Source organism: Planosporangium mesophilum (assembly GCF_016863255.1).
GTDB classification, from domain to species: domain Bacteria; phylum Actinomycetota; class Actinomycetes; order Mycobacteriales; family Micromonosporaceae; genus Planosporangium; species Planosporangium mesophilum.
In genome coordinates, this window is sequence record NZ_BOON01000036.1 from 1 (window position 1) to 18,363 (window position 18,363).

General features: G+C 71.5%; 11 protein-coding genes. 3 read left to right on the forward strand and 8 right to left on the reverse strand.

All coding sequences use genetic code 11. The annotated features are described in order from the left end of the window. Window positions 1-13 precede the first annotated feature (13 nt). The 6 genes from Pme01_RS19875 to Pme01_RS19900 form a co-directional block, all read right to left on the reverse strand. On the reverse strand, window positions 14-1,033 hold the full coding sequence (locus tag Pme01_RS19875) for an SMP-30/gluconolactonase/LRE family protein (RefSeq protein ID WP_203935748.1): 1,020 nt from the start codon (window positions 1,031-1,033) through the stop codon (window positions 14-16). A gap of 182 nt (window positions 1,034-1,215) precedes the next feature. Beyond that, on the reverse strand, window positions 1,216-2,091 hold the full coding sequence (locus tag Pme01_RS19880) for a thioesterase family protein (protein WP_168116570.1): 876 nt from the start codon (window positions 2,089-2,091) through the stop codon (window positions 1,216-1,218). Between the two features lie 42 nt (window positions 2,092-2,133). Then, entirely contained in the window at window positions 2,134-3,435 is a 1,302-nt protein-coding gene (locus Pme01_RS19885) for a ricin-type beta-trefoil lectin domain protein (protein ID WP_168116594.1), read from the reverse strand. Window positions 3,436-3,639: 204 nt separating this feature from the next. Next, window positions 3,640-5,874: a glycoside hydrolase family 3 N-terminal domain-containing protein gene (locus Pme01_RS19890; RefSeq protein ID WP_203935749.1), complete on the reverse strand. Its 2,235-nt coding sequence runs from the start codon at window positions 5,872-5,874 to the stop codon at window positions 3,640-3,642. A gap of 241 nt (window positions 5,875-6,115) precedes the next feature. Further along, window positions 6,116-7,471, reverse strand: a complete 1,356-nt coding sequence (locus Pme01_RS19895; RefSeq protein WP_168116568.1) for an ROK family transcriptional regulator — start codon at window positions 7,469-7,471, stop codon at window positions 6,116-6,118. Between the two features lie 79 nt (window positions 7,472-7,550). After that, window positions 7,551-9,452: a lectin gene (locus Pme01_RS19900; RefSeq protein WP_168116567.1), complete on the reverse strand. Its 1,902-nt coding sequence runs from the start codon at window positions 9,450-9,452 to the stop codon at window positions 7,551-7,553. A gap of 242 nt (window positions 9,453-9,694) precedes the next feature. Between Pme01_RS19900 and Pme01_RS19905 the strand changes: the two genes are divergently transcribed. Both Pme01_RS19905 and Pme01_RS19910 read left to right on the forward strand, forming a co-directional pair. Then, entirely contained in the window at window positions 9,695-10,348 is a 654-nt protein-coding gene (locus tag Pme01_RS19905) for a class I SAM-dependent methyltransferase (protein ID WP_168116566.1), read from the forward strand. A gap of 101 nt (window positions 10,349-10,449) precedes the next feature. Further along, entirely contained in the window at window positions 10,450-10,944 is a 495-nt protein-coding gene (locus tag Pme01_RS19910; RefSeq protein ID WP_203935750.1) for a hypothetical protein, read from the forward strand. Window positions 10,945-10,952: 8 nt separating this feature from the next. Here Pme01_RS19910 and Pme01_RS19915 read toward each other — a convergent pair whose 3' ends face one another. Beyond that, window positions 10,953-12,626, reverse strand: a complete 1,674-nt coding sequence (locus Pme01_RS19915) for a sensor domain-containing diguanylate cyclase (RefSeq protein WP_168116565.1) — start codon at window positions 12,624-12,626, stop codon at window positions 10,953-10,955. A 250-nt stretch (window positions 12,627-12,876) separates the two neighbouring features. Next, entirely contained in the window at window positions 12,877-13,431 is a 555-nt protein-coding gene (locus Pme01_RS19920) for a cellulose binding domain-containing protein (RefSeq protein WP_168116564.1), read from the reverse strand. A 352-nt stretch (window positions 13,432-13,783) separates the two neighbouring features. Here Pme01_RS19920 and Pme01_RS19925 point away from each other — a divergent pair, with 352 nt between their 5' ends. Then, entirely contained in the window at window positions 13,784-18,313 is a 4,530-nt protein-coding gene (locus Pme01_RS19925; RefSeq protein WP_168116563.1) for an HAD-IC family P-type ATPase, read from the forward strand. The last annotated feature ends 50 nt before the right edge of the window (window positions 18,314-18,363 follow it).

Consider the following 18,363-nt stretch of genomic DNA (forward strand, 5'->3'; position numbering starts at 1 on the left):
CGCCAACCGGGCGCTACCCCCGCGCGATGGCGACCGCCGTGTACGGCGTCGTGGGCGTCGGTGTGGTGGTGAATCGGGCGTTCGGCAGGTAGAGCCGCTTGCCGTACGCGGCGACCGTGGTCGGCACGTCGAACCCGGGGTCGGTGAGACGGGTGACGAGTCGACCCCGCGCGCCCTCGTCGTCGAGCTGGAACACCGCGACCCTGTTCAGCCGGTTCTGCACGACGTAGAGCGTGTGCCCGTCGAGGAGCAGCCCGTCGCCGTTGGTGAGCAGTTCGCCGCCGAGGTCGACGGTACGGGTGACGCCGGTCGCCGGGTCGACGCGGAACAGCTTCCCGGTGTTGGACTGCACGATGAGCAGCGCCTTCCCGTCCGGGGTCCGGGCGATGCCGTTGGCGTTGATGCCGCTGCCGTACACGATGTCGCCGGTCAGCGGCAGCCGGGTCACCTCCTCGGGCGCGGCCAGCCGCCCGGCACGGTCCAGCGGCACCCGGTACAGGAACGGGTTGGTGGAGTCGGTGAACCAGGCCGCTCCCGGCGTGAGTACCACGTCGTTGACGAAGCTGGGCGACGTGGTGAACCGGTAACTGGCCAACAGTTCGCCGGTCACGGCGTTGACGACCCGCCCGTCGCCGCCGCTGCCACCGGCGACGAAGAGCCGCCCGCGATTGTCGACCTTCATGCCGAGCGACGGGGTACCCGGTCCGGCGTTGATGACCGTACCCTCGCCCGTGGCCAGGTTCGCGCGGTAGATCGCGCCGCTGGCGCGAGACCCGAAGAACGCGTATGGCAGTGCGTCGATCGCGATGCCCTCCGGCTGGAAACCGTCAGGGAGCGCAATGGTCCGGGGGAAGAAGTCCTGAGCATGGACCGGCTCCGACCGGACCGGCTCGGATCGGACCGGCTCGGATCGGACCGGTTCAGCGCTGGCCGGGACGGATTGGACCGGTTCAGCGCTGGCCGGGGCGGACCCGGCGATCGGAACCACGAGAAACGCGGTGAGCGTGAGAACGGCACCGAAGCGGATTGACACGGTACGTACCCCTCATCATCCATGGGCATCACTGATTCATCGAAATCACTGATTCATCGAGATCACTGATCCGTCGAGATCACTGATTCATCGAGATCACTGCTCGCCCATCCGATGGTGCCATGGATCGTGCCGTGCGACAGGTGGCCCTCCGGTTGGAATACCCGTGACGAGCGGTCCGGTCAGCGGGGCGTGACCACGAGCGTCTGCATCCCCTGCCCGACCGCACCGTCGCGATCGGACAGTCGGCTCGCGGCCAGCGCGGCGCCGTCCGGGCCGATGGTCGTCACGGCGTCCAGCAGTACCCATTCTCCGCGCGGCTGTCGGTGCAGAACGACCGTCAGGTCGACGTTGACGAACAGCCACCGGGCCGGGTCGAGGTGTGCGCTCACCCCGTTACCGGAGTCGGCCACCATCATGGTCCGGCAGACCGGGCTGGTCTCCTCCCCCGCCACCAACGGCAGCCGGGGCCGCATCCACACCGCCGCCGGACCGGGGAGGGTCATCCCGCCGCGGACGAAGCGCCACTCCATCGCCGCCATGTAGCCGGCACTGTGCGCCCCGGGCCACACCTCGGCCGGGCCGGCGGCCGGCAGGTCGGGGACCTCACCGCCGGGGACCCCGCTGGCCGGGACCGCGCCGCCGGGGACGCCGCCGCCAGGGACGCCGCCGCCGGGGACGCTGCCGCCAGGGACGCTGCCGCCGGGGACTTCACCGACGGCCGCCGACTCCGGTGACCTCGCCAGGCGCCAACCGCGCGCGTGCAGTACCTCCAGGCCGTCGGCCTCCGCGACCCCCTCTACGAGGGTGATGCGCCGCCCGGGGCGAACCGTGCGTACCCGCAGGGTCAGCGGCGCCACCGGCACGGGCCGCAGGATGTCGACCGCGACCCGGGCCAGCTGCTGGCCGTCGACCGGTTCGTGGCGCTCGAACGCCCGGGCGAACAGGGCCGACGGCGGGCCGGCGTGCTGGGAGCGGGCGTCCCAGGGACCGGCGGTGGCCGGCGTGGCGACGAACGTGTCGCCGCCCGCCGGCTCGTAGAAGGCGTCGTAACCCACGCCTGGAACATACCTGTCGGTAACGTCAGCCCGCCGGCAACCTCAGCCGGTCGGTACGGTCCACTTCTGGTTGGCACCGCCGGTGCAGTCCCAGATCTGCAACCGGGTGCCGTTGGCCGAGCTGGCCCCGGTGGCGTCCAGGCACTTGTTGGCCTGCGGATTCACAAGATCACGACCACTGGTGTACCGCCACTGCTGCGCACCGCTGCCGTTGCAGTCCCACAGTTGCACCTGGGTGCCGTTCGCAGTGCCGGCCGAGGTGACGTCCAGGCACTTGCCGAGGGCGCGCACGGTGCCGTCGGTGGCCATGGTCCAGCGCTGCGCGCCGGTACCGTTGCAGTCCCACAGTTGGACGGCGGTGCCGTTGGCCGTGTTGGCGCCCGCGACGTCGACGCACTTGCCACCGACACCGGTGATCTGGCCGGTCGCGCCGCTACCGCCACCACCCCCGCCACCGCCGGAGTCGGACGAGTACACGCGCACGTAGTCGATCACCATCTGCTGCGGGAAGACGGTGCTGCCGTCGGGCGAGCCGGGCCAGACGCCGCCGACGGCGACGTTGAGAATCATGAAGAACGGGTGGTCGAACACCCACGGGTTGCCGTTGGTCTCGGCGGACGTGTGCCGCAGGTACTGCACGCCGTCGACCGACCAGGCGACCGCGCCGGGCGTCCAGTCGACGGCGAAGGTGTGGAAGTCGTCGGCGAACGGGCGCCCCAGGTTGTAGGTACCGGTAAGCGGGTTGCCGCCGGAGTACCCCGGTCCGTGCAGGCTGCCGTGCACGGCGTTCGGCTCCTTGCCGACGTTCTCCATGATGTCGATCTCGCCGCTGTTCGGCCAGCCGACGCTGCCGATGTTGTTGCCGAGCATCCAGAAGGCGGGCCACATGCCCTGGCCACGCGGAATCTTGATGCGCGCCTCGAACCGGCCGTACGCCTGGGTGAACTTGCCGTTGGTGGTCAACCGGGCCGAGGTGTACTGGCAGGAGCCGTACCAGCAGCTGTAGCCGGCCGGGTTCTCCCTGCGCGCGGTGATGACGAGATTGCCGTTGCCGTCGAGCGCGGCGTTGCTGGTGCTGGTGGTGTAGTACTCGAGTTCCTGGTTGCCCCAGCCGCCGCCACCCGTCTCGCGGACCCATTTGCTCGAGTCGGGGGCGGTGCCGGCGGCACCGTTGAACTCGTCGGCGAACGTCAGCGCGGCTGCGGCCGACACATCAGCTGGTGCGACAGCGGCCGGAGCCGGAGCAGGTGCCGGTGCCGCGATCGCGGTACCGGTGCCCGCCACGCCCAAGGCGGCGATGGCAAGCAACGTGACCGAAACACGGCGTCTGTTGATGCGAGGCATCGCGTGTAGGAGCATGTGCCTGTCCTTCCGGAGAGAGCGGAGGGGTGCTGCGGCGGCGGCCCGTGGGCCGGGCCGCCGCCGCCCTGGCGGGGCGGAGCCAGCGCTACCGGCTCCACAGCGCGGGCGAAGCCGCGCTAGCAGAGCAGTAGCACTAGCAGAGCAGTGGCACTAGCAGGAGCAGTGGCACTAGCAGGAGCGGTGGCACTAGCGAACCGTGAACGTTGCGGTGGAGTCGCCGGCGGAGAGTTGGTACGAACCGGCTTCCACCCGCGGCGCGCCGGCGCCGTTGACGTCTCCCGGGGTCACCGCGAGGCGGGACGCCGGGAAGGTGAGGTGGACGGTGCGGGACTGCCCGGGTGCGAGCGTGACCCGGGTAAATGCGACCAGCCGCTTGGCGGGTACCAGGACCGCACTGACGGGCTGGCTGACGTAGACCGGCACGACGAGGTCACCGGCGCGTGACCCGGTGTTGGCGACGGTGACGTCGACCCCGACGGTGTCACCGGGGCGTATCTGCGACCGGTTGGCCGTCAGATTGCCGATCGTGTAACTGGTGTAGGACAGGCCTGCGCCGAAGGCGAACGCGGGGCTGTACCCCGAGTCCGGGCCGCCGTTGGTGCCCGGCAGTTGCTGGTAGTACATCGGCTCGTTGCCGAGGTTCTTCGGCCACGAGACCGGCAGCCGGCCGCTCGGGTTGGCCTTGCCGTACAGCAGGTCGGCGACCGCGTTGCCGCCCTCGGTACCCGGCAGCCAGGCGGCCAGCAGACCGGCCGTGTTGCCGGCGGCGCCGAGGACCAGCGGCCGCCCGGAGACGACCACGAGCACGACCGGGACGCCGGTGGCCTGCAGCGAGGCGACAAGCTGCTGCTGGTCGGCGGCGAGCTCCGGCCGCGGCGAGTCGCTCTCGCCCTCGGCGCCCGGCTTCTCACCGACGACGACCACGACCGCGTCGGCCGACTTCGCCCGGTTCACCGCCTCGGCGCCGTCCGGGACGTACGCCACGTCGGTACCGGCCGGGGCGCCCGCCTTGAGCCCCTGCGCGATGGTGGTACCGGGCACCGTGACCCCGGCCGGGATGCCCTGCCAGCCGATGGTCCAGCCACCGGTCTGGTTGGCCATCGAGTCCGCGCTCGGCCCGGTCACCACGATGCGCTTGCCGGCCGCGAGCGGCAGCACGCCGCCGGTGTTGCGTAGCAGCACCATCGACTCGGTGGCGGCCTTACGGGCCAGGTCCTTGTCGGTACCGAGCACCGCCGCGTCGGCCTTCGACTCGTCCACGTACGGGTGCTCGAACAGCCCCAGGGTGAACTTCAGCCACAGCACGCGCCCGACCGCCTCGTCGAGCCGCTTCTGCGAGATCAGGCCGCGCTTGACGGCGTCGACGGCGGAGGCGTGGAAGGTACGGTCGTCCGGCGGCAGCATGGCCATGTCGACGCCGGCGTTGACCGCCGCCGCGATGGCGCCCGGGTAGTCGTTGACGACGTGGTACGCCCGCTGCAGGCTCAGGACGTCGTTCCAGTCGCTGATCACGACGCCCTTGAAGCGCCACTGGTTGCGCAGCACGTCGGTGAGCAGGTAGTGCGACGCGTGAGCCGGTACGCCGTTGACGGCGCCGGAGTTGACCATGACGGTCAGCGCGCCGGCGTCGACGGCCGCCTTGTACGACGGCAGGATCGTGTCCTGCAGGTACCGCATGGACATGTCGCCCGGTACCCGGTCGTGCCCGTTGGACGGCTCGGAGTACCCGGCGAAGTGCTTCACCGACGACGCGACCTTCCGGCCGCTCCTGCCGTTCTCGAGCCCGCGTACGGCGGCCGCCGCGTTCTCGCCGGCCAGCAGCGGGTCTTCGGAGTACGTCTCGTAGTAGCGGCCCCACCGCTGATCCCGGGCGAGGTCGGCGACCGGGGCGAAGTTCCACGTGGCGCCGGTGGCCGCGACGGCGCGCTGGGTCGACTCGGCGGTCGCGCCGGTCAGCGCCGGGTTCCAGGCCGCACCGAGACCGATCTGGTGCGGGAAGATCGTCGCGCCGAGGACGTTGTTGTGCCCGTGTACCGCGTCGACGCCGTACACGATCGGGACGCGCAGCCGGGAGTGCTCCAGCGCGTACCGCTGAACCGTGTTGATCATAATGGCCCAGTCCTTCGGGGTGTTGGACTTGGGCCCCATGCCGCCGCCGGACAGGATGGAACCGGTGGCCTCGTCGGCGAGCACCTGCTTCATGCAGGCCTCGTTGAAGTCGCCACCGCTCCAGGTGCAGTCGCCCAGCAGTCGGTTGACCGCGATCTGCTCCAGCTGGCCGACCTTCTCGTCGAGCGTCATCCGCTTCAGCAGATCCTGTACCCGTGCCTGGACCGGCGCGTTCGCGCGAAGGTAGACCTCACCTTTGTCGGCCGCGGCAGGTGACGTGACCGTGAACCCGACGCAGGCGGTGGTGATCACAAGAGCGGTTAATCGCCGCACGTTTAAGCGCGACAGCCGGCGTCGACCGTGGGGGCTGCCGATGGGCATTGCTGACTCCGTTCTGTCCGGACGGCGCTGCCCTTCTCCCCGGGTGCCGGGAGAGAGCGCTCCATCGACCGGACGCTATGCCCTGACCGCGAGGCGCGTCAATATAAGGTTTAAATAAAGCCCGTACAGGGTGGACTCGGGCGCGTCGCTCCGCCGGCCATACTCCGCCGATCTAGGAGAAATGGCGGCTCGACCGAGCGGGGGCCGACGCCGGTGACGAAGCCGGCGCAGCCGAAGCCGGGGCAGCCGAAGCCGGGGCAGCCGAAGCCGGGGCAGACACCGGCGACGTAGCCGGGGCAGACGTGCCCGGCGACGCGGGGGCGGCGGGCAGCGGGATACGCGCGCCGCGCGCCAGCAGGTCGGCCACCGGGAGCGTCGCGGCGCCGACGGCCACCGCATCCGGGCCGAGCCGGCACAGCTCGATCGTGGTCTGGCCGAACGGGTGCGCCAGCGCCTGGGAGGCGGCCGCCTCCTGGATCCGGGGCAGCAGTTTCGCGCCGAGCGCGAGCCCGGCCCAGCCGCCCAGCACGATCCGCTCCGGGTTGAACAGGTTCACCAGGTTCGCGATCCCGGCGCCGAGGTAGCCCACGGTTTCGTCCAGCACCCGCGCGGCCTTGGAGCCGTCCGCAGCCGAGATGAGCGCCGCCAACTGCGACTCCTCGTCGGTTCCCGGCACATCAGACCCACCGCTGGCCTCCCGGTACCGGTCGAGGATCCCGGCCGCGCCGACATACGTTTCCAGGCAGCCGCGCGCGCCGCACCGGCAGTTCCGGCCCCCGTACACGATCGTGGTGTGGCCCCACTCGCCGGCGCTGCTGCTGGTACCGCGGTAGGTCGCGCCGTCCGTGACGATCGCGGCGCCCACGCCGGAGCCGACCAGCGCGATCACCGCGTGCCGGACGCCCCTACCGGCGCCGAACCACATCTCGGCCTGGCCCATGGTCTTCGCGCCGTTGTCGAAGAAGAGCGGTAGGTCCGTACCGGCGCGCACCAGCGCCTCGAGGGGTACCGCCTCCCAGCCCACGGTCGGGGCGTGGACCAGCACGGCCGGCCCCTGCTCGACGGTGCCGAAGACGCCGATGCCCGCGCCGAGCACCCGGTCCGCCTCGACCCCGGCGCCGGCGATGACCTCATGCAGCCCGGTGATGACGAGGCCGGCCACCTGGTCGGGGTCCGGAGTCGCGGAGTCCAGCGGATGGTCGACCGTGGCAAGTGCGCGCATCGACAGGTCGAACAGCTCGACCTTGATGCGGGTCTCACCGACGTCGACGCCGATCACGTACCCGTAGCTCGGGTTGATCGCGAGCAGGACGCGCGGGCGACCGCCGTCGGACTCCACCAACCCCGCCTCGACCACGAGGCCCTCGTCGATGAGCTCGCCGGTGACGTTGCTGACGGTACCCGCGCTCAGCCCCGTGAGCCGGCTCAGTTCGAGGCGGCTCACGGGACCGTCCAGGAACAGCCTGGACAGGAGGACCGACCGGTTGGTACGCCGCACGTCGCGCACGGTGGTCCGCTGGCGGTTCACGATTCGGCCTTCAGGAGCGGGCACGCTTCCGTCAACGTCAACACGTCAGCAGTCTAGGACCATATTTCAGTACTTGAAATTAGCGGCCGGGTACCGTCCACTGCTGGTTGGCCCCGCCGGTGCAGTCCCAGATCTGCAGCCGGGTGCCGTCGCCCGCGTTGTTGTCGGTCACGTCGAGGCATTTGTTGGCCGCTGGATTCACCAGGCCGTGTCCGGCGGTGTAGGTCCACTGCTGGTTGGCCCCGCCGGCACAGTCCCAGAGCTGCACCTTGGCGCCGTTGGCCGTGCTCCGGTCGACCACGTCCAGGCACTTGCCGAGGGCGCGGATCGTGCCGTCGGTGCCGACCGTCCACTGCTGCGCGGCGCTGCCGTTGCAGGTGTACAGCTGCACGGCCGTACCGTTGGCCGCGTTGGCGCCGGCGACGTCGACGCACTTGCCTGCCAGGCCGGTGATCGGGCCGGTCGACGCCGATGGGCCGCCGCTCTGGGCGCCGCTCCAGGTGAACGTGGCCGAGGTGGCGGCGGGCAGCGGGTACGTGAACGACTGGTTGCCCCAGTTGACCTTGACCGACTGGGTGCTGCCGCTGCCGTTGTACGCGATGAGCGCCTTGGACCCGTCCGGGTTGCGCCATGCCACGTTGGGCACGGTCGCGTTCGCGCTGGAGTCGATGCGGTACGCGCCGGGGCGCACGAACTTCGTCAGGTGCCCCATGTCGTAGTACTCGACGGTGTAGTCCACCTGCCCGTGCCGCGCGTCACCGTTGTGCACCGTGACCAGGCCGGTGCAGGTGCCGCAGCCGCCGTTGTGCGGGCCCATGTTCTGGTCGACCGCGAGGCTCCACTTGGTGACCGTGCGGCCCCAGTTCCGGGTGTAGTCGATGATGTTGCGCATGTCCTCGGACTGCTGGTTGCCGACCCAGGTGCCGCCGGAGTGCTCGGTGTCGAAGGCGTCGACGTTCGGGTGCTGGTTGTGCACCGTGGTCTGCTGACTCACGTCCCCGCCGTAGCCGTGCCAGGCGATGCCACCGAAGTTCGGGTCGCCCGCGATCGCCGGGTCCGCCAGCAGCGGCGCGCCCCAGGTGTTCCACCCGTCCCAGTTCCAGTCGTGGATGAGGACCTTGGTGTTGAGCCCGGCGGCGTGGAACGCTGGCAGCAGGTTGCTGGCGGTGAAGTAGTCCAGGCCGCTGGCGTTCCACTGCATCGACGGGTACCCCGGGCAGCAGCCGGGCTCGTTCTGCGCGGTCACGTAGTCGACCGGGATCCCCTGCGCGGCGTACGCCTGGAGGTACTTGACGAAGTACTGCGCGTAGGCGCCGTAGTACTGCGACTGCAGCCACCCCTGGTTGAAGCTGTTGTTGTCCTTCATCCAGGCCGGCGCGCTCCACGGCGACGCCATGACCGACAGTCCCGGGTTGAGCGACCGGGCCTGCCGGGTCAGCGGTACCACGTCGGCCAGGTCGTGGCCGATGGAGAAGTCGTTCAGGTCGCAGCAGGTGTCGTCGTAGGAGTAGCTGTAGCGGGCCAGGTCGGACGCGCCCATCGGGTTGCGCAGGAAGCTCAGCCCGATGCCACTGTTCGGGTCGAACAGCCGACGCATCACGGCGTCGCGCGCGGCCGGGGTCAGTGCGCCGCTGCCGTTGATCAGCCATGCGGCGGTGTCGGTGAAGGACGCACCGGCACCGACGAACCGCTGGTACGCGGTGTTCTCGTTGACCGTGATGGTCTGCGCTCCGGCGGGGCTGGTGGTGGCGAACGCCACCGGGCTCTGCTGCTGCAGGCCGCGGGTGACGTTGCGGCCGCCGCTGTCGTTGGTCGTGGTCAGCCAGATGTTCACGGTTTCGTTGCTGGCCGGCGTCACGGCGGCGTGCACGGCGCGTGGGGGCACCCAGACCAGCGCCAACGCGATCAGGACGGCGGTCGCGGCGACGGAGGCGAGGCGCTGACCCCTCCCCCGGCCGTCAGGACATTCGGGTACGGGCATGGCGGTCCTTTCGCGGAACGATCCTGTCGGGTGACTGCGGCGGAGTGGAAGTCCGCAGCACGGGCGGCCGCACTGGGCAGACAACTTCGGACGCAGACAACACCGGACATCGATACCTGTCAAGACGTTCACGCCACGAAACACGCCCCTGGTGACAATAAATACCCTGCTCACGTACTTTATTTAGACCTTCACAAGAAAGTTTGAGCGACGCCGTCGAAGGGGCTGCAAGAATGGGTACGGTGTCCGAGGTCCCAACCGCCCATATCCACGCCCACGTGCATCTGGCTGCGGTGCCGTTCCTGCCGGAGCTCCGGCTGCACCAGGCCGACGAGCCGATCGGGCTGTTCGAGCTGGCCGGCGGTGGGTACAGCAGCGACCGGCCGCCCCCGTTCTGGGCCTTCGCCTGGGCCGGCGGGCAGGGACTGGCCCGCTATGTCCTCGACCACCCCGACACCGTGAAGGGGCGCCGGGTACTCGATCTCGCCGCCGGCAGCGGCCTCGTCGCGATCGCCGCCGCACTGGCCGGCGCGGCGGCGGTCCGGGCCGTCGACGTGGACGCCGACGCGGTACGGGCGATCGGGCGCAACGCGAGCGCCAACGGGGTCGCGGTGGAGGCCACGCTGGGCGACGTCCTCGCGGAAGACGCGGGAGACGCCGAGGTGATACTGGCCGGGGACGCCTTCTACAGCAAGGCGATGGCCGACCGGGTCCTCGCCTTCACCCGGCGCGCCGCCCGGAACGGCACGCGGGTGCTCGTCGGCGATCCGGACCGCGCGTACCTGCCCCGCCGGCTGTTCCGCCTGCTGCACACGTACGACGTGCCGACCGGCCCGGCGCTGGAGGGCGTACCGGTCAAGCGGACGATGATCTGGGAACTGCCCGGTCCCGCGTAGTTTCACCCCACCCGGAGCGGAGAACACCCCAGAGGGCGGTGGACGCGTACAGCCTCCGCTCAGTCACCGATTGGGATCAGCCACCGATTGGGAGAAGCACCGTGGCCCTGCCCGTCAGATCCCTGCCTGTCAAACCGTGGCACATACCGGCCCGACTGGCCTCGGGCATCGTCATCCTCAACTCCGGCCTGTCCAAGCGCGACCCCGACGAGCAGACCGCCGCCGCGCTGCACGGCATGGCCGCCGGGACGTACCCGTTCCTGCGCCGCATTCCGCCGCGCCGGTTCGTCCGGCTGCTGGCGGCCTCCGAGATAGCGCTCGGCGCGGCGCTGCTGGCTCCCGTCGTGCCCACGGCGCTGGCCGGGGTCGGGCTCACGGCGTTCTCCGCCGCCCTGCTCGGCCTGTACCTGCGCACGCCTGGGATGCGGCAACCCGGCAGCCTGCGCCCGACCCAGCAGGGCACCCCGCTGATCAAGGACCTGTGGCTGCTCGGCATCGGGCTCGGCTTCATCGTCGAGGACGTTGTTGTCGAGGATGTTGTTGTCGAGGACGTTACCCGCGACGAGCTGGGCCGCGATCAACACCGGCCGGAGTAGGGCGACCGTTACCGGTCGGTGCCCCCCGCCCCGGAGTCGGCGACGACCAGGTCGCGCCCGAGCCGCTTGGCCCGGTACAGGTACTCGTCCGCGCGGCGCAGCAGGGACGCGTAGTCGTCGTCCGGCCCGATCTCGGTCACCCCGACGCTGGTCGTGACGTGCAGGTCCAGGCAGACCGCGGACCAGTCGTACGCCGCGATCCCGCGCCGCACCCGCTCGCAGTGGTCCCGGGCGGCGGCCCCGTCCAGCGGCAGGATCAGGAGGAACTCCTCACCCCCGAGGCGTACCGCGAGCCCGTCCGGACCGGCCGTCTCCGGCAGGACCTGCCCCATGGCGGCCAGTACGGCGTCGCCGACGCTGTGTGAGAAGCGGTCGTTGATCTGCTTGAAGTGGTCCAGGTCGAGAATCGCCACGCTGACCGGACCCCGTACGGCCACGGGCGTCGCGAGTAACGCCGCCAGGTGCTGCTCGCACTTGCGCCGGTTCCACAGGCCGGTCAGCGGGTCGCGCTCGGCCAGCCGCTGGTACTCGCGACTGCGCCGGCGGGCCTCCTCGATGTCGAAGACCGCCTGCACCACGGACGCCGCCACCTCGCTCTGCTGCGAGCGCAGCTGCGTCCACTCCCCATGGAACGACACCATGTGCTCGTACGCCGACCGGTAGTCACCGACTGCCGCGTAACAGCGCGCCAACTCGTGCAGCGCCCGGGCGCCGATCTCGGCGAGCTTGTTCTGGGCGCAGACGTCACGGCACGCGGTGAGGCTGGAGATGGCGCCGTCGAGGTCACCGCCGCGGCGCCGGATCTCCGCGAGCGTCAGCAGGCAGCCCGGGATGCCGTCGGACTCGGTCTCGGCGGCGAACCCGTCCAGCGCGCGGAGGATCACGGTCGTCGCCTGTTCGGCGTCGCCGGACTCGAGCAGGATGCGGGCGAGCGTGTCGACGCACGAGGCGTTGAGCTGCCGGCCGGTGTGGTCGGCCACCCGCCGCATCCGCTGCACAAGTTCCACGGCGTCGGCCAGTTCGCCGCGGTCGTACTGCACCCAGGCCCAGTTGTTGAGGTTGGCGACGATCAGGCTGGGGTCGCCGAGCTTCTCGGCCAGGTCGTGCGCGTAGCGGAAGCCGTCGACCGAGGTGCCGCCGAGCCGGTAGCCGTGGACCTGGGTCGCCAGCACAATCGCGTGGTCGACGCGCAGGCACAACGGGTCGTTGTCGGTCAGCAGCCGCACGGCCTTTTCGGCGTGGTCGGCCGACTCGCCGGTCTCGCCCAGCCGCCACAGCGCTCCGGAGATCACCGCGTGGGCGCGCGCCGCGACCACGTTGTCCGTGGTCGACCGCAGCAGGGTCTGCGCGATCCGGGCACCCTCGGGGGCGCGCCTGGTCCGGTTGTAGAGGTCGGCGCGGGCCAGTTCGGCAAGGGCGACGTAGCGGTCCCGCCCCCGCGCGGAGGCCCGCGCGGCGAGCTGATCGGCCCGCTCGAGCAGCCCGTCGTGGCGGTCGTACGCGCCGGAGACCAGAACGGCCAGCTCGGCCTCCAGATCGGCGTCGTCGGCCGTGGTCGCGAGATCCGTGGTCGCGAGATCCGTGGTCGTGAGATCCGCCGTCACCAGGTTCGCCGGTCGCGGGTACCCGCCTCCGGCGACTCCGCCGGAGGGCACCTCACGGCCCTGTGTTGCCCTGGTCATGACCGCCCCATGTCCCGCTCTGCGCGCTCTTCTCGTGACTGGATCGGCAACCGTCCAACCGACCTGAGGCATTCGTCCGCGCATGCCAGGCGGCACGGAGCTGTGTGCGACCGCGCCACCGTGGGCCGTGCATCGCGGGTGAGGCTACCACCGGATACCTCGGTACCACGAGATCCATCAGGTGCCTCCGCGCGACTCGCGTTCCGTCGTGGAGCGTCCATACGCGCCGGTCAGGCCTACAAGGGCGACGTCACGAAGGCGACGGCGCCGGTGACGGCGACGCGGCCGGTGACGGCGCCCCCGCTGACGGCGAGGCCGACGACTGGGCCCCGACCGACACCGTGCAGGTCAGGTCCTGGACGGCGGGCGGCGCGGCGCCGGTACCCACGAAACCGAAGGTCGTCGTCATCTCGTTCGCCGCGGGCGAGGGGTACCAGCCCTCGCTCCGTACCGTCACCGCCGTCTTCGTCTGCGTGTAGTGGCCGTTCCACAGCTGCATCACGGTCTGGTCGGCGGGGAACGTCCACTTGACGATCCAACCGCTGATCGACGACGACCCGTTCGTCCGTATCGTGACGTTGGCCTGGAAGCCGGCGGGCCAGGCGCCCGCCACCGTGTACGACGCGGTGCAACCCGGATGGTCGCTGTGCGAGCCGGTCGGGGACGCGGGAACGGTCGGCGCGGCGCGACCGGGGTTGTGCGGTGTGCCCTCACCGGCGTGCAGTTGCTGCGCCACGAAGATTGCCAAGGTCGCCGCGACGATCGCGGACGCAGCCCACAGCGCCGCCCGTAGGTCCCCTCCCACCAGCCGCTTCGCTCCGTCTGCCGGACGTTTCACCTCGGTTCGCCCTTTCGAACTCAAGCCTTGCGCCCGCGTCGCGATCCGTGATGCCTCTACCTGCCTGCGACGGCGTCAAACCTGCCCACCCCGCCGGACGGGCCAAGGAATCCGGACGGGCCAAGGAATACCGCCCGGACGGGCCTAGGAGCACCGACCGGATCCCGCAGCCGCCGATTCACCCAGGCCGGGTGATGCTGGCGGTCGAGCGCCGATGCGATTCTTCGCCGGTGGACGCCAACACGACCGTTGCTACCTGTCCCCGATCCTGTGGTCGCCCAACCGCCGTCGCCGGTCGGGCGACCCCCGACGGAGGGGTATGAATAGGCTTCTGACGGCCCTGGGTCGACTGCCGTCCGTCACCGCCCGGTCGCTGCCCCTGCCGGGCCGCCAGCGCAGGTCCCGACGAAGCTGGGTGGGTCACGGCCGGGCCCACATCGAGGTACGCGGCATCGACCGCCCCGGCAACGAGGCCGTCATCAAGCGCCTGGAGGAGCACCTCAACCGCATCCACGGAGTTCACTGGGCGGAGGTCAACGCCGTCCTCGGCCGGGTCGTGGTCTCCTTCGACGAGGACGTCCTCAGCCCGTACGACGTCATCGACGCGATCGAGGACGTGGAAGAGGCGCACCAGCTGGAGACCGAGGGCTTCCCGCGGGGCCGCCCCGAGCATCCCGGCGATGTCGAGCCGCTGTACCGGCAGCTGTACGCCCTCGGCGGCGACGCGCTCGGGCTGGTGTTGTCCACCATGCGCCCGGCGCTGGGTGGGCGCACCCTGCCGGCCGACCTGCTCTCGGTGCTCTCCCTGATCGAGGCGACCCCCCGGCTGCGACACGAGCTGAGCGAACGGCTGGGTCGCGCCGCCACCGACCTCACGCTTGCCGTGACGCATGCGGTCGCGCAGGGCCTGACGCCGGGGATACCGGTCGGCCTGCTGATCGACGCGACCCTCCGGGCGACGCTCATCGCGGAGATCAACGCCCGTCGGGAAGTCTGGCACCGCCGCGAGCCCGAACTGCACCTCGACCGGGAGGACATCCCCGAGGAGCCGGTACGGGTACCGCCGCGACCGGTTCCGCTCCCGCCGGGGCCGGTCGAGAGCTATGCCAACCGGGCCTCCGCGGTGGCGCTGGCGGCGGCCGCCGGGGCTGCGGCGATCACCCGAAACCGGAACACGGCGCGAACCGCGCTCTCCGTCATCACGCCCAAGGCGGCGCGGCTGAGTCAGGAGGTGTTCGCCGCCCGGCTCGGACGCGCGCTCTGCGCCCGCGGCGTCATACCGCTCGAGGCGCGCGTACTGCGGCGTCTGGACCGGATCGACACCGTCGTCGTCGACGCCCGGGTCCTGACCACCGGCCGCTTCGCCATCGGCGAGCTGGTCGGAGCGGACGCCGACCTCTCCCCCGAGGAGGAGAGCGACCTGCGGGCCCGGGCGGGGTCGCTGCTCGACCCGTCCGACCCGGGAACCGTGCGTACCCGGGGCGGCTGGAGGCTCGGCTCGCTGAACAGGGTCGCGCCGCGTGATCAGCGCTCTACTGCTCAGCGCTCCATTGCGGACCGGCTGCGTACCCCCGGCGGCGTGCTGCTCGGCCTGGTACGTGGCGGGACGCTGGTCGCCGTGCTCGTCGCGGTACCGGAACTCGCCCCGAACGCGCCGGACCTGGTCGCGTCCGCCCGGGCGGTCGGCCCCCTCATCGTGGCCGGGATCGGCAGTGGACTCGGCGAGCGGTTCGACGCGGACGCGGTGATCCCCACCGGTACCCACCTGGCCGGGGAGATCCGCAGGCTGCAGGAGCAGGGCCGGGTGGTCGCCCTGGTGGCCGGCGAAGGGCAGTCGGCACTGATGTCCTCGGACTGCGGCATCGGCATGGTCCGCGAGGACGCGCCGGTCCCCTGGGCGGCCGATCTGCTCTGCGGGCCGGGCCTGGCGCAGGCCTGCCGCATCCTGGACTCGGTGGTGGCGGCCCGTGCGGTCTCCCGCCGCGGCGCCCTCATCGCGCTGTACGGTTCGGTCGCCGCCGCCCTCCTGGCGCTGTCCGGGCCGTCAGGTGCAGGCCAGTCCGGACGCGCACGCGTCGCGGTCAACGCCGCGGCCGTGACGGGAATGGCGATGGCCGCGCTGTCGGCCAGGTCGGTCGACGAGCGTCCGGATCCGGTACCGACCGACGAGACACAGTGGCACGCACTCGACATCGACACCGCGCTGAGCCGGTTGGAGACCACCCCCGCCGGGCTGACCGCGGAGGAGGCGGACGCGCGGCTCGCCGAGCAGCCGTCGGTCCACGGGCACCGGGAGGACGGTTTCGTCCGTACAACGCTGGACGAGCTGGCGAACCCGCTGACGCCGCTGCTCGCCACCGGCGCGGCGATGTCGGCGGCCACCGGTGCCGTCACCGACGCGGCGCTCATCGGCTCCGTCATGGGCGGAAACGCGATCATCGGTGCCGTACAGCGGGTCAGCGCCGACCGGGCCCTGCGCCGCCTGGCCCGCGACACCTCACTGCGAGCCACGGTCCGCCGCGGCGGCGACGAGGTCGAGGCCGACGCCGACCAACTCGTCCCGGGAGACGTCATCCTGCTACGAGCCGGCGACGCCGTACCCGCCGACTGCCGCATCCTGGAAGCAGCCAACCTGGAGGTCGACGAGTCCAGTCTCACCGGCGAGTCCCAGCTGGTGACGAAGACCGCCCTCGCCACCGCCGCCGTGAGCGTGGCGGAGCGGCGCAGCATGCTCTACGAGGGCACCGTCGTCGCCGCCGGCGAAGCCACCTGTCTGGTGGTGGCGACCGGCCCGCTGACCGAGTTCGGGCGCAGCGGCCGGGCCGCGCAGGCGGGGCCGCCGGAGCGGGGGGTACAGGCCCGGCTGATGCGCCTGACCGGAGCGAGCATCCCCATCGCTCTCGGGTCCGGGGCCGCGCTCGTCGTCGGCGGCCTGCTGCGCGGCCGCCCGCTGAGCGCCACGCTGGGTACCGCGGTGAGCCTGGCCGTCGCCGCCGTACCCGAGGGGCTCCCGCTCGTCGCGACCGTCGGTCAGATCGCTGCGGCTCGCCGGCTCGCGCAGCGCGGAGCGCTGGTACGCGACCAGTCGACCACGGAGGCGCTGGGCCGGGTCGACGTGCTGTGCTTCGACAAGACCGGCACCCTCACCGAGGGCCGGTTGGGTCTCCAGCGGGTCTCCGACGGGCTCGTCGACAACCCGGTCGACCGGCTGTCGCCGATCACCGCGATGGTTCTCGCCGCCGCGCTGCGCGCCAGCCCGACCGGAGTGGATCACGTGCCGCACCCCACCGACCAGGCGGTGATCGCCGCCGGCCCGGTCGCCGGTGTCAGCCCCGACGACAGTGTGGGCGGTTGGCGGGTCGTCGACGACGTACCGTTCGAACCCGCCCGCGGCTACCACGCCACCCTGGGTTCGACCCGTCGCGGGCTGGTGCTCTGCCTGAAGGGCGCCCCGGAGGTCGTCCTGCCGGCCTGCGTGCGGTGGCGCCGCGGTGACGAGGTACGGCGGATGGACCGGCAGGCCAGGGTCGCCATCGAGGCGGAGGTGGACCGGCTGGCCCGCCAGGGGTACCGGGTCCTCGCGGTGGCACAGTGCCCGGTCACCAACCGCCGGAGCATCAGCCCGGACCTCATCGCGGACCTGGAGTTCCTCGGGCTGCTCGCGCTCGCGGACTCGGCCCGGCCGGAGGCGAAGGACGCGGTCGCCAGGCTGCGCAGGGCCGGCGTCAAGGTGATCATGCTGACCGGTGACCACCCCACAACGGCCGAGGCGATCGCCGCCGAGCTCGACATCGTCGACAGCGGCAGGGTCATGACCGGGCCCGAACTGGACGACCTGGACGACGACAAGCTCGCCGAGGTGCTGCCCCAGGTCTCGGTCTTCGCCCGGGTCACCCCGGCCCACAAGGTCCGGATCGTACGGGCGTTGCAGCAGCGGGGGCACACGGCGGCCATGACGGGCGACGGCGCCAACGACGCCGCCGCGATCCGGCTCGCCGACGTCGGCATCGCGCTGGGCAAGCGCGGCACCGACGCCGCGCGGGAGTCCGCCGACCTCATCGTCACCGACGATCGGATCGAAACGATCATCGACGCGGTCGTCGAGGGCCGCGCCATGTGGGCATCGGTACGCGACGCCGTGTCGGTCCTGGTCGGCGGCAACCTGGGCGAGATCTCGTTCACTCTGGGTACGGGGCTGCTGGCCCCGGCCGGGTCGCCGCTGAACGCCCGGCAACTGCTGCTGGTCAACCTGCTCACCGACCTGCTGCCGTCGATGGCGCTGGCGGTCCGGCCGCCCGCCCGGCGCACGCCGGAGGATCTGCTGTACGAGGGGCCGGAGACGTCGCTCGGGCGTACCCTCGCCCGCGACACCGCGGTGCGCGCCGTCTCCACCGCCGGGGCCACGACGGGAGCCTGGTTGTTCGCGCGCGGAACGGGTACTCAGGCGCGGGCCAGCACGGTGGCGCTGGTGACGCTGGTCGGCACGCAACTCGGCCAGACCCTGGTCGCGGGCTGGCGCAGCCCGCTCGTCATCGGCGCCAGCGCGGCCTCGGCCGCCGTGCTGGGGACCATCATCCAGACACCGGGCGTCAGCCAGTTCTTCGGCTGCCGCCCGATCGGACCGGTTGCCTGGGCCACCAGCCTGGCCGCGAGTGGTATCGGAACAGCGGGCGCCGTGGCGGCGTCCAGGGTCGCCGAACGGTTCTGGCCGGGGTGGGCCGAGCCGGACGGGACCGTACCCGACGCCGGTGAGCTGCTCCCTGCGGAACGAGAGCTCACAGCGGAGCCGGAACCGTCCACACCGGATACGCGGCCGAAACGGGTTCGACGCGGAAAGGAGCACACGTGACTACGCAGACCACGGCACGGGGCGCCAGAAAAGCCCAGAAGGCGGCTCCC